A 15,895-nucleotide genomic window follows, 5' to 3' on the forward strand; every position below is an offset into this window, starting at 1 on the left:
GAGCAAGCCTTATAGTAGATTTTGTAGTTGGAAAAAGCGAGACAGAGAGAACGAAAAAACGGAGGAAAACCTAATGCGGAAAAGTAAAATTGTATGTACGATCGGACCTGCAAGTGAATCGTTGGAGAATATCAAAAAATTGATTTTGGCTGGTATGAATGTGGCCCGTCTGAACTTCTCCCACGGCGATTTTGATGAGCACGGAGCCCGGATCAACACGATCCGTCAAGCATCCAAGGAGCTTGGCAAGACTGTTGCCATCCTGCTCGACACCAAAGGACCGGAGATTCGTACTGGCAAGCTGGAAGTAGAACCGATTGAACTGGTTCAGGATGAGTATCTGACATTGACTACGGAAGAGATCCTTGGCGATCATAACCGTATCTCCATCACTTACAACAACCTGCCTAACGATGTTCAAGTAGGATCGACGATCCTGATCGACGACGGCCTGATCGGCCTTACAGTTGTCGACATTCAAGGCACCGAAATCAAGACCCGTATTGTTAACGGCGGTACGATCAAGAGCAAGAAGGGTGTTAACGTACCGGGAGTATCCATCTCCCTGCCGGGTATTACGGAAAAAGATACCAATGATATCATTTTTGGGATCGGACAGGACATTGATTTTATTGCCGCTTCTTTCGTACGCAAAGCCAGCGACGTTCTGGAAATCCGTGAACTGCTTGCGAAGCATGATGCTTCCCACATCCAGATCATCTCCAAGATCGAGAACCAGGAAGGTGTCGATAACCTGGATGAAATCCTGGCAGTATCCGACGGCCTGATGGTTGCCCGTGGCGATCTTGGTGTAGAAATCCCTGCTGAAGATGTACCTTTGGCTCAGAAGCTGATGATTCAGAAATGTAACATCGCCGGCAAACCGGTAATCACAGCTACCCAAATGCTGGATTCCATGCAGCGCAACCCGCGCCCAACCCGCGCTGAAGCAAGTGACGTAGCGAACGCAATCTTCGACGGAACCGATGCAATCATGCTGTCCGGTGAGACTGCTGCCGGGAAATATCCGGTAGAATCCGTACTGACTATGTCCCGTATTGCTGAGAAAGCAGAATCTGCTCTGAACCACCGTGAGATCTTCATGAAGCAGCAGATCGCTCAAGAAACTACTGTAACTGAAGCGATCAGCCAATCCGTAGCGATCTCCGCTCTGGATCTGAATGCTAAAGCGATCATTTCTTCGACTGTAACTGGCCACACTGCACGCGTGGTTTCCAAATATCGTCCTAAATCACAGATCATTGCTGTTACTACCCAGGAAAGAACAATGCGTCAACTGGCGCTGGTATGGGGCGTAACTCCTGTATTCGGTCCTGAAGCTCATTCTACTGACGAATTGCTGGAAACAGCACTTAACGGCGGTAAGGCTTCCGGTCTGGTTAAAGCCGGCGATCTTGTAGTCATCACTGCAGGTATCCCGCTTGGACGTTCCGGTTCCACTAACCTGGTGAAGGTAGATACGATTCCAGCCGACTAGGATTTGGAAGAGCTTCTGCAGCAAGAATAAGATATAATAATAAGAGCAGTGGCGCTTGATTGCCGCTGCTCTTTTTTTGATAAGTGGACTCTCCGGAATGTTAAGATACAGGTTGATCTCACGGATACAAATGGATATATTGGACCTGAGTGTTTGGAGCAGGACTGTATGTCAGGGAGTCGTATAAATAGGGTTCCTGGAATACACGGCAGGGGGACTTTTACGATAGATCCGTCTGACCGAAAAGGCGCTTCCGCAAGAGCGCGGGAGAGATGGCACGGCCAGCAGCCTCTTATTCTGGATCATAACGCCGCCGTCTGTGACTTTTAGTCTGGGGCTGCGTCCATTGACCTGGCAACAGGTGAAGCAGACTGTGGATAACTTGGACAGCGGAGCGATATCGAATCCCACTTGGGGGGCTTCGACAATCCATTCGGCAGAGCTTTGCGGTCCGTTATAGCGCTGCACCGTGCGGAATACCCAGCATTTGCTGAGATTGCGCAGGGTGATGCACCATTTGCCGGGACTCAGCTTGACGATGGAAGCACGCATATGGTTGCCGGGGGAGACGGGATAAGGAATGACAGTCTCGGAGGCGGGGAGAATCTCCCACCAGGCATAATACCTGACTTTGCCGTTCACTGATTCATGGCCGGTGCCGGTCTGGATCAGGCTGCTGTTCTTGAAGCCGTCAATGCCGATCCAGGCCGAGGAGAACGTAGCTTTTTCCGTAGGCTTTACATAAGGGACGATCCAGTCGGCAGATATCTGCCGGTAGCTGCCTTTTTTACCGGAAATGGCATAACCGCTCCAGTTGCTTGATGTCCAGCCGAAGCCGGAACTGGCGGCTCTGCCCGTATTGAGTTTATCCTTCAGACAGGGTTTGCTCCGTGCTAATCTATTGACTTGGCCCACTTGTCCACCGCCTCATAATAGGTTGTGCTCTATTTAATGCAGCAGGCGGCTATGAAGGTTGGGTATTCTGTTAAAAAGAATGAGAGAGGACTTGTAATCCCCATGGAAAAAATAACAAAGCTGCGCGGGTTCTATCTGTTTCTGGGACTGGCCGGGGGCTCCTTCGGCTCCTACCTCTCGCTGCTGCTGAAATCAAACGGACTTGAAGTCAGCCAGATCGGCTTGCTGATGGCTATAGGTACGCTGATCGCCATCTGTGTGCAGCCTTTATGGGGAATGGTCTCCGACCGGTATAACCAGGCGCGGCTGGTGCTGATTCTGAGCGTGGCGGTTCCGGCGGTGCTTGCGGTCCTGTACCGTTCGGAATATTTCATTGTGCTGATGCTGGTGTATACCGTGTCCACGATCTTCTCCTCTACACAGGCGCCTATAGCCGACTCGTACGCCATAGCGGCTGCGAACAGGGCTGGAGCCACTTACGGCAGTATTCGCATGATGATGAGCATAGGCGCCGCCGTAGGGGCCATTGCGGGGGGACAGTATGTATCCAAGTTCTCTGTATCGACCATCTGGCTGCCGTTTCTGCTGCTCAACAGCATCGCCGTATTCATTGCCTTCACCCTTCCTAAGCAGGCGGAGGAGAATCACATGATGAGCCAGTCCTTCTCCCAGGGGATCAAAAAACTGCTCGGCAACCGTATATTCCTGGCCTTCCTGGGCGGGAGCTTTCTGGTCAATCAGACCATGACGGCCTTCGGGACCTATTTCGTGATTGCCTTCCAGTCGGTCGGCGGGTCCACCAGCTCTGCGGGAATCGCCCTGTTCCTGGCGTCCATTACCAATGTTCCATCCATGTTCTTCGCCTCCCGGGTCATCCGCAGGCTCGGCATGGAGCGGACGCTGCTGCTTGGTGCGCTGATCTATGTGCTGCGCTGGGGCATCCAGGTGGCCTTTCCGTACCCTTCCGTCATGATCGGCGTACAGGTGCTTCATGGCCTCTCGTTCGGGTTCTTTTATATCGCGGCGGTTGAATATGTATCGAAGATTACCTCGGCAGAGATGCAGGCGACTGGGCAAAGTGTGTTTAACATCGTATTCTCCGGGTTAGCCGGGATTCTGGGCAATCTGCTGAACGGGATGCTGCTGAACCAGGGCGGGGTCGGGCTGATGAACCTCTCCTGCATGATTAGTGCGGCTGCGGGCGCGGCCCTGCTGGTCTATGTTGCCCGCAGCTCGCGCCGCAAGCTGCCGCTTGCGTCTGCATCCGGCGGTGTCGGCGTTTAGCGGACTGCTGGCTGCCGGGCAGACTGTATTTTAGAAAGGAGCATGAATATGAATCCTCATCAACCTGGATGGGCCAGCCGCTGGCATAGTACCTCCATCCGTGTACGTTATCAGGAGACCGACCAGATGGGCGTCGTCTATCATGCCAATTATTTGATCTGGTTTGAGTGCGGCCGTACGGAAATGTTCCGTGAGCTGGGCTTTGACTACCGGATGCTGGAAGGACTCGGTCTGCTGCTCCCGGTAACCTCTGCAGATTTGCAATTTAAAAGCCCCGCGCGATATGATGATCTTATCACCGTGAATGCGCGGTTAACCACCTTCTCGGCTCTGAGGGTTGTGTATGAATACGAAATCCGCCGGATGGCGGCGGGTCAGGAAGGGCAGGAGCGGACCGCAGGCGAGCTTCTGGTCAGCGGCTCGACGAGCCATGTCTGGCTGAACGGGGAATGGAGGCCTGTGCGGATCGACAGGGCACAGCCTGAGCTGTTCCAGGCCATCCTGGCTGCGCTGAAGGAAGAAGAATAGCGTTAATGTAAGGAAGAAGGAGGAGCAGTATGATCAGGAATAAATGGCTGTGGGCCGCCTTATTTGCAGTCCCGGCCGTGGAATTATTCGGTTTCATCTATGTCTCAAGTTTTCTTGGAGCGCCCAAGACACTGCTGATCATGCTGGCTACTTCAGTCATCGGTTTGCTAATGATGCGGTTCGAGGGCAAGAAGGTACTGCAGGACAGCAGAACACATATGCAGGAGGGGCGGGTGCCCGGTCGGACCATGCTGGACGGCTTATGTATTTTCTTCGGCGGTCTGCTGCTGATTCTGCCGGGATTTGTCACGGATCTGATCGGCTTTACTCTGGTATTTCCGCTGACCCGGCCGCTCTACCGGGTTTTTCTGCTGAAATGGATCGAGAAAAAGATGAAAAACGGCACGTTCACCTTCTACCGCAGGTAGGCGGGGAGAGAGAGCAGGCTGGCGGTTGCTGGCAGGTAATAAGGAAGTAATCAGGCTTGCCAAAAGGTGTTCAGTTGCAGATTGCTGCGGCTGGATGCCTTTTTGGAAATTTGGAATTTATATGTGGCAAAATACCTGAGTGTACATCAAAGCTAACTCCCCATCTTGTGGGGTTATTTGGCGTTCAGGGGGAGGGAGGGCGGAGGGGGCAGCTCAGTCGGAGATAGTTGGAAATTATACACTTGCTGATGTGCGAATCAGGTATCCTCAGGTATTAGTTGGAAAAACAGCACTTGTTAGGCTGCGATTCTCTTCAAAAGGCGGTATTCGTAAAATTAAGTGACATTTTTCCAACTGCTACCCCAAAAAGCTCTGAAATCTCCAAAGTTAGATACGTTTATCCAACTAGTTTCGGGGGAGGCACCGGGGATTAGCAACGGATAGGTAAGGCACTGGCAATTAGTAACGGAGGGGGAGCTATCAGCAGTTTAGCCAGGGGAGGGGCGTCCCGGGCAATTTCCCATAGATGCCCGGCAGCAGGTGTCTTGAATTGTCGGTAGCCCAAGCTAATTTCGAGGGGCAGTGGGCAAAATTTGTTTGGAGCGGCAGCCCCCTAATGCAGCCTGCCGCTAAGGATATAGGTGCGCAAGGCGCGGAATACGCCGGCGCGGGCGAACGCGTCGAGAATAACGAGCAGCACCGGGCCGAGGATCAGGCCAAGCATGCCCATTAGCTGAAGGCCGGCGAACATGCCGATCAGCATGGCAAGCGGATCGACGCCGATGCTGCTGGCGAGTACCTTGGGCTCCAGTACCTGGCGTGTGATCAGAATGACGCCGTAGAGCACAAGCAGCCCGATGGCCAGCGCCATGTTCCCGGTCATGTACGAATACAAAGCCCAGGGCAGAATGACGATACCGACGCCCAGGTAAGGAATCAGATCGACGATGCCGATGGTCAGGCCGATGGCGAAGGCTGATTTGACCCCCAGCAGCAGCAGGCCGATGATCACAATTACTGCCGTTACGGAGATCAGCACCAGCTGGGCGCGGATGTAGCCGAACAGTGCCTTGCGCAGATCCTTCCAGATCTCAGACACGGGTCTTAGCAGCGGGGCTGGAAGCCACGCAGTCAGCTTGGCATTATGCCGTTCCCAGCCGGTGCTGAGGAAGAAGGCGGCCAATACGATGACAATCAGAATGGTGCCGAGGCTCGGCAGCGAGGAGATCAGCTTCAGGATGATATTGAAGAATCCGGTAATCATCTGCGTTACGGCTTGGCCGACAGTTTCAGTGGTCCGGTTGATATTGCTGTCAATGGTGGCATGATAACCCGGATTGTCGTGGTAAAACTGGTTGATTTGGTTAATAATATTCTGAATGCTGGCATTGCGGCTTAAGGACAGCAGCAGCTCCCGCCACTGATCGGTATGAAGATCGAAGGTCTGGAGCAGCCCGATCAGCTCTTTGACCAGCCGCGTGATGAGTGCGGTCAGTACAAGAGCGATGCCACCGATGTAGAACAGCAGCGAGAGCGATACGGCGAGCCAGCCGGGGAGCTTCATCCCCTTCAGGATCAGGACCAGCGGATGCATAAGATAAGCCAGCAGCCAGGCGATCAGCAGGGGGTATAGAAGCGGCAGCAGTACATATACAGCCAGCAGAATCAGGGCGGCGGCAAGCACGACCCAGAGGCCGCGCAGCATTCTTTTAAGCACAAGTGTATCCATCTTCGGTCCCTCCTACTCTGGCGGATTCCAGAAATAACGGCTCGTCTTATATATATTCATAGGGGGTGTGAAAAGACTAGCAGCGGTAGAAAAGCGCAGACGGCGGGCATATCCATAACCTGGAAGGCGGTTCATGAAACAGATTTTGCGTTCGTTTTTTTCTATCCCTCCGATAAAATCATTTGATGTCCTGCAAAGCTTCCACGTTGTTCACATAACCGTCAAAATCCGGTATGATAATTAAAGGTTAAAGAGCAGAAATTTAGTTGCAATCTTCTGAGCCGGTTCTGAAGCTTTTTCAGAGAGAGTTGAAATACTTGGAAATGTAAATGTTTACATGAGGTTTGAAGCGGCACTATACACTCTTGTTGGCAAAGGAGAGAGATACTATGACAGCTACTAAAGGACTTGAAGGCATTGTTGCAACGACCTCCTCAATCAGCTCTATCGTAGATGGAGTGCTCACTTACCGCGGCTATGATATTGACGATCTTGCGGACCATGCCACATTTGAGGAGACTGCTTATTTGCTGTGGTTCGGCAGTCTGCCGACGGTGCCGGAGCTTGAAGCTCTGCGGCGCGAGCTCAGCGCACACGCTGCGATCCCGGAGCAGGTGCTCACTCAGATGAAGCTATATCCCAAGGAAGCCAACACCATGGCCGCTTTGCGCTCTGCCGTATCGAGTCTGGCGCTGTACGACGAAGCCGCCGATGATATGAGCAAGGAAGCGAACCAGACCAAGGCGCTGAAGCTGCAGGCGCAGATTCCGACCGTAGTTGCCGCACTGGCGCGCATCCGCAAAGGCCTGGAGCCGGTAGCCCCCAAGGCGGGCCTGACCATCGCCGAGAACTTCCTCTATATGCTGTGGGGCAAAGAGCCGGATGCGGTATCCGTCAAGGCGCTGGATACGGCGCTTGTGCTTCATGCCGACCATGAGCTGAATGCATCGACTTTTGCCGGACGGGTGACGGTTGCGACCTTGTCCGACATCTATTCCGGTGTGACCTCGGCGATCGGTGCGCTTAAAGGGCCGCTGCACGGCGGGGCGAATGAAGCCGTCATGAAGATGCTTGAGGAGATCGGCAGTCTGGACGCGGTGGAGCCGTATATCCAAGGCAAGCTGGAGCGCAAGGAGAAGATTATGGGCTTCGGACACCGCGTCTACAAGAACGGCGACCCGCGCGCCAAGCACCTGATGAAGATGTCCAGCGAGCTGGGCACGATGAAGAATGACACCAGTCTCTATGACATGTCGGTCAAGGTGGAAGAGCTGATCACCAGCCAAAAGGGGCTGAAACCGAACGTCGACTTCTATTCGGCATCGGTCTACACACAGCTGGGGATCGAACGGGAGCTGTTCACTCCTATCTTCGCAATCAGCCGTACCTCGGGCTGGACGGCGCACATTCTGGAGCAGTACGAAGACAACCGTATCATCCGCCCGCGTGCGGAATATACAGGCATGTCCGACATGAAGTACGTCCCTGTAGACGAGCGGTAACAGGGCGGCAGGGAGGGGCGGCCCTTGCAGGCTGCTCTGCCCCTTTAGTACAATGAATGATATGAATGCTTATACATCATACTTTTAGGAGGAATATCTACCAATGTTGAAACTGGAACAATACGATCTGCCCACAGAAGGCGAACAAATTACAATCGAAGACGGCAAGCTGCTGGTTCCGGATCAGCCGATCATTCCATTCATCGAGGGTGACGGGACAGGCCGTGACATTTGGAAAGCCTCCAAGCGGGTGCTGGATGCAGCTGTAGAGAAAGCCTACGGCGGTAAGAAAAAAATTGCGTGGTACGAAGTGTTTGCCGGCGAGAAGGCCTTCAATACATATGGTGAATGGCTGCCGAACGACACGCTGGAAGCGATCCGCGAGTACATTGTGGCAATCAAAGGCCCTCTGACTACTCCAATCGGAGGAGGTATCCGCTCCCTGAACGTGGCGCTGCGCCAGGAGCTTGACCTGTATGTATGTCTGCGCCCGGTGCGCTACTTCGACGGCGTTCCTTCTCCGGTGAAGCATCCTGAGCTGGTGGATATGGTTATTTTCCGTGAGAACACTGAGGATATTTATGCGGGTATTGAATATCAGGAAGGCTCTGCTGAAGTGAAGAAGGTTATCGAATTCCTGCAGAAGGAAATGGGTGTGAACAAAATCCGCTTCCCGGAAACATCCGGTATCGGTATCAAGCCTGTATCCGAGGAAGGATCGAAACGCCTTGTTCGTTCAGCAGTAGAGTATGCAATTAAGCACGGACGCAAGAGCGTGACCCTGGTACACAAAGGGAACATCATGAAATTCACTGAAGGTGCCTTTAAGAACTGGGGCTATGAAGTGGCTGAACAGGAGTTCGGCGATAAGGTCTTCACCTGGAACCAGTACGATGTCATCAAGGAGCGCGACGGTGAAGCGGCTGCGAATGCTGCCCAGAAGGAAGCCGAAGCAGCAGGCAAGATCATCGTGAAGGATGCTATTGCGGACATTGCACTGCAGCAGGTATTGACCCGCCCGACAGACTTCGATGTCATTGCGACGCTGAACCTGAACGGTGACTATCTCTCCGACGCACTAGCTGCCCAGATCGGCGGCATTGGTATTGCTCCTGGAGCGAATATTAACTATATTACGGGACATGCTATTTTTGAAGCTACACACGGTACGGCACCTAAGTATGCTGACAAGGACGTAGTGAATCCGGGCTCTGTTATTCTCTCCGGCGTGATGCTGCTTGAGCATTTGGGCTGGCAGGAAGCAGCTGACCTGATCTACCAGGGAATGAGTACAGCAATTAACAACAAGACGGTTACTTACGACTTTGCCCGCCAGATGGAAGGCGCGACCGAGCTGAAATGCTCTGCTTTTGCTGACGAGATCATCAACCATCTGTAAGCAGGCCGGGCCGGTAAATATTACAGATATAAGCTGCACATCCGTGTAGCTTATATCTATGTAGCCGCCTGCAGACTATCATCAGGTTAGGAGGGCTACCGTGGCGATCAAACGTTCAAAAATCACTGTCGTAGGTGCCGGATTCACCGGCGCGACCACGGCGCTTATGCTTGCCCAGAAGGAACTTGGCAATGTGGTACTGCTGGACATTCCCCAGCTTGAGAATCCGACTAAGGGCAAAGTCCTGGATATGCTCGAAGCGGGACCCGTGCAGAAATTCGATGCTCAGATTACCGGAACTTCAAGCTATGAGGATGCAGCGGATTCTGACATCGTTATTATTACCGCAGGGGTTGCCCGGGGGCCCGGCATGAGCCGTGAGGATCTGGTCAACACCAATGCGAACATTGTCAGATCGGTCTGCGGGAATGTGAAGCGCGTGGCTCCAGAGTCCATTGTGATTATTCTGAGCAATCCGGTGGATGCCATGACATACGTGGCCTATCATGCGCTCGGCTTCCCCAAGAACCGCGTAATCGGACAATCCGGGGTGCTGGATACAGCCCGCTACTGCACTTTCATCGCTCAGGAGCTTAATGTATCGGTAGAGGATGTACGCGGCTTCGTGCTGGGCGGCCATGGCGACGATATGGTGCCGTTAGTACGTTATTCTAGCGTAGGCGGTATTCCGATCGAGACGCTTATCCCGGCAGCCCGCATCGCAGAGATTGTACAGCGTACCCGCGTCGGCGGCGGTGAGATTGTCAGTCTGCTCGGCAACGGCAGTGCATATTATGCTCCGGCAGCATCCCTGGTTCAGATGGCGGAGGCCATTCTCAAGGACAAGAAACGGATCATACCGGTAATCGCTCTGCTTGAGGGTGAATACGGCTATGAGAACCTGTTCATGGGAGTTCCTGTGCTTTTGGGAGCGGAGGGGATTGAGCGGATTTTTGAACTGGAGCTTACGGCGGAGGAACAGGCGGCGCTCGACCAGTCCGCTGATTCGGTCCGCGCGGTGACTTCCTCTGTAACCATGTAACCCCGGCATCTGCCGGAGCCCCTCAAATTGAAATAGGAGGAGATTACGATGGGTCATGTTTTCTTTTTTCTGCATATGATCGGGACGCTGGCGCTTGGCTTCTATCTGGTGCTGCCGTTTATCTTAAGCGGGACGGCTAAGCTGTCCTCCCCGGCGAAGGAAGGCACGCTCAGTGCAATCGGCGGATTCAACCGCTTTGCCCAATACGGGCTGGTGATTCAGCTGCTGACCGGCGGCTACATGATGACTAAGGGCGAGTATTCTGTACCTTGGATGATCATTGTTACGGTGCTTCTGCTGGCTATGTTCGCGTTCGGCGGGATTATGACCAAGCCTCTGCGCCTCGCTGCGGCAGGCATGAGAGAGAACCGTGATGTCTCTGCGGAGACCGCCAAGATCCGTACCATGAGTCTGCTGCTGATGGTCTCGCTGGTCGTCATGATCTTTTTCATGGTGTACAACACAATTATCTAATTAACCTGCTGCCGGATGGGCAGTGTGGTGCTAACAGCTCTGGAAGCCTCGGCCTCCAGGGCTGTTTCGTATGTCTGGAAGCACATTGTTGGAGATTGTTCCCAACGGCCGTGGATTCCGCTACACTGTGATTAGGTGCTTAGTTCATTTAGGATCACATACATAGGAGAGTGGCAGTAATGATTGGAAGAAAAATAGTAACAGTGGGGCTAAGTCTGGGCTTGCTGCTGGGTTCAGGCGGGGTTATGTATGCGGCAGCCGATTATGAAGGACACTGGGCGCAGAAGCCGATTAGCCGCTGGCTGGAAAAGGGATGGCTGAAGGGATACGCGGACGGGTCAGTCCGGCCGGATCAGGCAATCACCAGAGCGGAATTTATCACGTTGATCAACGGGTTCGCCGGGATAACGGCGGAGAGCAAGGTGAAGGCCGATTTCAGCGATCTGCCTAAGACGGACTGGGCCTACGAAGAAATCTCTAAAGCACTCGATGCGGGTGTCATCAAGGGTTACGGAGGCACGATTCGTCCGGGCGATCCGGTTATGCGCCAGGAGGCGGCGATTATGGTGAGCAGATTGCTGTATTATGAGACGGGGAGCACGGAGGTATTATCCCGGTTCAGCGATAAGGATCAGATTGCAGGCTGGAGCCAAGCCGATGTCGCTGCTATGATCAATGCCGGAGGAATGAGGGGATACCCGGACGGACGGTTTGCTCCAAAACAAGCGATGACCCGGGCCGAAGCGATTGCACTGCTGGATTACTACAACGTCACAAGCGGCGGCTTGCAGAGTGTAAATATCAGTCATTCTGAGGGGCTCGGAAGCTTTGAGCCGGGAGCCATCAAATACTATAACAATGTCACCGTATCCGGCTATGATGTGCTGCTGCAGAATCTGAAGATTTTTGGAGACCTGGTTCTGGAAGAAGGAATTGGCAACGGAGAGGTGGACTTGGACAGTGTTGAAGTGTTTGGCAAGGTCATCATACAGGGTAGCGGAGATCCCTCAGTGAAGCTCAAGAACACAACCTTGAACCAAGTGATTGTGCAGAAGAAGAGCGGAACTGCCCGCCTGGTAACCGAAGGTGCAACATCGGTGAAGGCGGTGTCAGTACAATCTAGTGTGATTCTGGAGGAGGGTGAGGGTACTGGTGCCGTGCTCACAGATATTGATCTGCCATCCGGCCTTGCAGCCGGACTCGTAGTGACACTTAATGGAAATTTCGGAGACGTGAACATTGAAGCCAAAGGACCCATCCTCCACTTGCAAAAAGGCTCCATACGCACGGTTAAGACCGCGGCCTCAGCATCAGGGCTTAAGATAGAGCTGGATGAAGGGACAACGGTTACTCAGGCTATTCTGAATACGTCAACGAAGGTTACGGGAACAGGCAGAGTTCTGGATGTAATCGTGAAAGAAGAATAGAATTCTGAATGAAGGGCTGCTCTTTTCTAAGGGGCGTCATGAGGAGCATTGTGATCAGCATTGCTGTCTGTATAGATCTATATCCCTTTACGCCCCAGGTACTCCCGGTCCAGTATTGCATAAAAGTATTGGTTGACCCACTGGTTGTTCCAGTGTATTTCTTCCCGGAATACCCCCTCGCGGACCATCCCTAACCTGTCCAGCACCTGGATGGATGAGGTATTGTATTCATTGCACATAGCCACGACTCTGTGGGCCTTCCATTCTTCAAAAGCAAGCTTCAAGGCCAGCTGCGCTGCTTCAGTGCAGTAGCCTTGCCCCCGGTATTCAGGGAAAAGACTGTAGCCCAGTTCCCAGCTCTCGCGCTCTTTCACATACCAGTGTATATGCACTTCCCCTACAGGGGTTGCCTCCGGGGAGGCGAGCCGGATCACGAATTGTTTGTGCCAGTCGCTATGGATTCGTTCCGCCACAGTCTTCCGGACGGCCTCCTTGTCGGTTGGAATCATATCCTCGAAGGGCCAGAGCGAGGTGCTGGTCTCCAGATCTGTGATGAAATCGATATCGTCCGGGGTGACCGGAGATAATGTGATTCTTGCATTCATTTTGCAATACCCTCCTGCTAGTATGATTTCGATACGATCTTGCCGTCTTTCATTACGCATATGACCTGACGCAGGTTATTAATATCCGCCAGCGGATCTCCCCCGACGACCAACAGATCGGCCCTCTTGCCTGTCTCAATGGTACCGAGTTCATGATCCAGCTTACAGATTTTGGCACCGGATGAAGTGGCGGCCATAATAATCTGCATCGGGGAGAGGCCGGCTTGTCCTAACAGCTGGATCTCTTTCCACGGCATACCGGCTCTGTACCACGGAGGAGCTTCTTCGATAAAATCATCCCCCAGGCCAATCTCCCCGCCCGCCTGAATAAATCTCCAGAGATTATCCAGGCCTTGCTCCAGCAGCGGCGCTCCGAATTTGTCCTGGAACATCTGGAGTACGGTGAGTGTGGGGACGATTCGGATGCTCCTGCTCACCATTTGCCTTATCAGTTGATCGTCCAGCCGGTCGTAAATCATATGCGCAGCATCGCTGATCCCAGCATCCACCAGAATCTGAAGATTGCGCGCACTTGTAACATGAGCAGATACGTAAGTGCCCATGCTCCGGGCCTCCCGGCAGATCGCTTCAAGAATCTCCTGATTCAGCTGGGGCAGTCCGGCGGTAGCAGGATCGTAGCCGTCTTCCAGCGCTGTTTTGATGAAATGTATTCCTTGTTCCAGGACTTCACGGACCTTAAGCCGCGCCTCATCCACACTCTCTACGCCGATAGGTTCCTGACCACCGTAACCGCCTGGAGCCGTGAAGACCTTGCCAGACGTAAGAATTCTGGGAAAAGCACCGCTCTCCAGCTGCCGCGTATGTGTGACTACATCGTCAATCGATGCTGCCGTAGTCATTCCCTCATCGCGGATCGTAGTAATTCCTTCTGCAAGGCACGCGGCCAAATATTCCGTATGATATCCGTGCAGCGGCTCATTCTGTATGTACTTGAAGCTTGTATGGGCATGGGTGTGAATGAACCCCGGCAAAACGAACAGACCCTCCAGGTCGATCACTTTAGTTGCGGAGTCAGGCCCGGATCTCCCGTTAATGTCACTTTGCTGTGTTATGGTGCCGAAGCGGCCATTAACAATCTCAATGTTTGTATGATGCAGCGGCGGCCGTCCGGTTCCATCGATTACCGTTCCGTTCACCAGCAAGATGCGCTCATTTCCCATGGTGGAAGCGTCCTCTCCGTTAAGGTAGTTGTCTTTCCTCACAAAGTATAGGGCTTTCCCCCTAGCGGATATAGATAATATTCTTTTTGGAAACGTTCGTTGCTTACCGTACTATCGTTCCGCAACAGGTGCCGGTGAATGAAGATTGGTTGTTTGGGCGGCTGCCAAGTGTGGTAAGTAACATAACGTACAGCCAAGCAGGCACACTGCCTGATGCATAAACACCAGACCTTAAGCCATGCTAACATGATTAATCAACATTACTGTGGACAGCGAAAGGAGAATGGATTATGCCAGACACTAACAAACAACCTGTCAAAACCCTGCCCCCGCAGGTACAGGATCAACGCCCGGGAATTGAGAGTGAGATGAACCCGCTCCCGGAGTTTGAGACACCGGCGTATAAGGCAGCAGGCAAGCTGCTGGGCAAGGCCGCGCTCATTACCGGAGGCGACAGCGGGATCGGGCGTGCGGTTGCCGTTCATTTTGCCAAGGAGGGAGCGGATGTAGTGATCTCCTACTTGAACGAGCATGAGGATGCGGAAGAGACCAAGCGCCAGGTGGAGCAGGAGGGCAGAACATGCATTCTGATCGCCGGGGATATTGGGGACGAATGCTTCTGTCAGAGCCTGATTCGTCAAACCGTTGAAGGACTCGGCAAGCTCGACATTCTGATCAACAACGCGGCAGAGCAGCATCCGCAGGATAAGATTGAGGACATTACGGCAGAGCAGCTGGAGCGTACGTTCCGGACGAATATTTTCTCCATGTTCTATCTGACCAAGGCAGCCATGCCTCATCTTAAAAAAGGTGCTACGATCATAAACACCACCTCCATCACGGCGTATCGCGGCAGCCCGCAGCTGCTGGACTATTCGTCCACCAAGGGAGCGATTCTCAGCTTCACCCGTTCGCTGTCGATGAATCTGGCCGATAAAGGCATCCGCGTGAACGCGGTAGCGCCTGGACCGATCTGGACCCCGCTGATTCCGTCAACCTTTGACGCGAAGAAGGTCAGTGAGTTCGGCGGCACCCAGCCGATGAAGCGCCCGGGACAGCCTGAAGAGCTGGCACCGGCTTATGTATACCTGGCCTCGGACGATTCCTCCTATGTGAGCGGACAGGTGATGCATGTGAACGGCGGCGAGGTTGTCAACGGCTGATGGGTGTAGAATAAGATCTGGATGCAGATTTGTGTGCAACATATAAATTCTATTTTTAAAAAAGCCTAACCGCTTGCCGGCAGGCTTTTTTTCTGCGCTTGTAACTATTACAATATATTTCCGTCTATTTAGTTAATTGGATATGAAAAGGGGATTGGGATGCTTAGAAAAAAAGGATTCATTCTATCTGCAGCGGGGATTTTTGTTTTTCTGGTAGTGTTCATTTACTTGACTCCTTTTGCAGGGAGACTTGTGGCAAATACAAGATTGGAAGGAAAGGCAAAAAGCATTGGGGTTAGAATTACACAGGAATCACCGCCGCTACCCCTTGTTACTTCCGGGAAAACCCAAATTCCGGTTACCCAAAGCAGCTATTGCTGGGGGAAATTAGGATGTGCGGATTATATAGGAGGACAATCCATGGTACAGGGGGTTACTCCCACTGTTATAGAACCTGAGGGGGGGATCCATGTTGCTTTTACTTATAAACCGGCACCCGGCGGGTTAACCGTTCAGCAATTTGCCGATGATAAAGAAGTGCAAATTCCATTGCAGAACGGCTCTTTTAATGCTCCAAAAGAACAAGGCGTTTATTACTATGGCATATCAGCATTCTGGACAACCGAGGATGGTAAATTTTCAGAAGGGAGTTCATCTGTGGTTTTTGTAATTGAAGTAAAATCTACGAAAGAATAGCCCTAAGAGGAATAATATGCTAAT

General features: G+C 52.7%; 15 protein-coding genes. 11 read left to right on the top strand and 4 right to left on the bottom strand.

What is annotated here, in order from left to right; genetic code table 11:
* The first annotated feature begins 73 nt into the window (after positions 1-73).
* Complete coding sequence (gene pyk, locus NSS83_RS30360; RefSeq protein ID WP_036725599.1) at positions 74-1,498, top strand: pyruvate kinase; 1,425 nt, start codon at positions 74-76, stop codon at positions 1,496-1,498.
* A gap of 171 nt (positions 1,499-1,669) precedes the next feature.
* Here pyk and NSS83_RS30365 read toward each other — a convergent pair whose 3' ends face one another.
* Positions 1,670-2,413, bottom strand: coding sequence for a G1 family glutamic endopeptidase (locus NSS83_RS30365; RefSeq protein WP_341187957.1), 744 nt, complete (start codon positions 2,411-2,413; stop codon positions 1,670-1,672).
* Positions 2,414-2,515: 102 nt separating this feature from the next.
* Here NSS83_RS30365 and NSS83_RS30370 point away from each other — a divergent pair, with 102 nt between their 5' ends.
* The 3 genes from NSS83_RS30370 to NSS83_RS30380 are packed head-to-tail and all read left to right on the top strand — an operon-like array spanning position 2,516 to position 4,653.
* Positions 2,516-3,697, top strand: a complete 1,182-nt coding sequence (locus tag NSS83_RS30370) for an MFS transporter (protein ID WP_341187958.1) — start codon at positions 2,516-2,518, stop codon at positions 3,695-3,697.
* Positions 3,698-3,745: 48 nt separating this feature from the next.
* Entirely contained in the window at positions 3,746-4,225 is a 480-nt protein-coding gene (locus NSS83_RS30375) for a thioesterase family protein (RefSeq protein ID WP_341187959.1), read from the top strand.
* 29 nt (positions 4,226-4,254) lie between these two features.
* Positions 4,255-4,653, top strand: coding sequence for an FxsA family protein (locus NSS83_RS30380; RefSeq protein WP_036695825.1), 399 nt, complete (start codon positions 4,255-4,257; stop codon positions 4,651-4,653).
* Positions 4,654-5,266: 613 nt separating this feature from the next.
* Here NSS83_RS30380 and ytvI read toward each other — a convergent pair.
* The gene (gene ytvI, locus NSS83_RS30385; protein WP_341188129.1) at positions 5,267-6,382 is read right to left on the bottom strand and encodes a sporulation integral membrane protein YtvI; all 1,116 of its coding nucleotides are present in this window, start codon (positions 6,380-6,382) and stop codon (positions 5,267-5,269) included.
* A gap of 389 nt (positions 6,383-6,771) precedes the next feature.
* Between ytvI and citZ the strand changes: the two genes are divergently transcribed.
* From citZ to NSS83_RS30410, 5 genes are all read left to right on the top strand, one after another.
* Positions 6,772-7,884, top strand: coding sequence for a citrate synthase (gene citZ / locus NSS83_RS30390; RefSeq protein ID WP_341020170.1), 1,113 nt, complete (start codon positions 6,772-6,774; stop codon positions 7,882-7,884).
* A gap of 103 nt (positions 7,885-7,987) precedes the next feature.
* Positions 7,988-9,283, top strand: a complete 1,296-nt coding sequence (gene icd, locus NSS83_RS30395; RefSeq protein WP_036725590.1) for an NADP-dependent isocitrate dehydrogenase — start codon at positions 7,988-7,990, stop codon at positions 9,281-9,283.
* Between the two features lie 100 nt (positions 9,284-9,383).
* Entirely contained in the window at positions 9,384-10,325 is a 942-nt protein-coding gene (mdh, locus tag NSS83_RS30400) for a malate dehydrogenase (protein WP_341187960.1), read from the top strand.
* A gap of 48 nt (positions 10,326-10,373) precedes the next feature.
* Positions 10,374-10,799, top strand: a complete 426-nt coding sequence (locus NSS83_RS30405) for a hypothetical protein (protein WP_036695834.1) — start codon at positions 10,374-10,376, stop codon at positions 10,797-10,799.
* 179 nt (positions 10,800-10,978) lie between these two features.
* Positions 10,979-12,226: an S-layer homology domain-containing protein gene (locus NSS83_RS30410; protein ID WP_341347148.1), complete on the top strand. Its 1,248-nt coding sequence runs from the start codon at positions 10,979-10,981 to the stop codon at positions 12,224-12,226.
* Between the two features lie 77 nt (positions 12,227-12,303).
* Here the strand turns inward: NSS83_RS30410 and NSS83_RS30415 are convergent, their stop codons facing one another.
* Positions 12,304-12,831: a GNAT family protein gene (locus NSS83_RS30415; protein WP_341347149.1), complete on the bottom strand. Its 528-nt coding sequence runs from the start codon at positions 12,829-12,831 to the stop codon at positions 12,304-12,306.
* 17 nt (positions 12,832-12,848) lie between these two features.
* Complete coding sequence (locus NSS83_RS30420; protein WP_341187963.1) at positions 12,849-14,012, bottom strand: amidohydrolase family protein; 1,164 nt, start codon at positions 14,010-14,012, stop codon at positions 12,849-12,851.
* 290 nt (positions 14,013-14,302) lie between these two features.
* Here NSS83_RS30420 and NSS83_RS30425 point away from each other — a divergent pair, with 290 nt between their 5' ends.
* Positions 14,303-15,175, top strand: a complete 873-nt coding sequence (locus tag NSS83_RS30425; protein WP_341187964.1) for an SDR family oxidoreductase — start codon at positions 14,303-14,305, stop codon at positions 15,173-15,175.
* A gap of 159 nt (positions 15,176-15,334) precedes the next feature.
* Positions 15,335-15,871: a hypothetical protein gene (locus NSS83_RS30430; RefSeq protein ID WP_341187965.1), complete on the top strand. Its 537-nt coding sequence runs from the start codon at positions 15,335-15,337 to the stop codon at positions 15,869-15,871.
* The last annotated feature ends 24 nt before the right edge of the window (positions 15,872-15,895 follow it).

It is taken from the genome of Paenibacillus sp. FSL H3-0469, from assembly GCF_038051945.1.
Lineage (GTDB): Bacteria > Bacillota > Bacilli > Paenibacillales > Paenibacillaceae > Paenibacillus_AQ.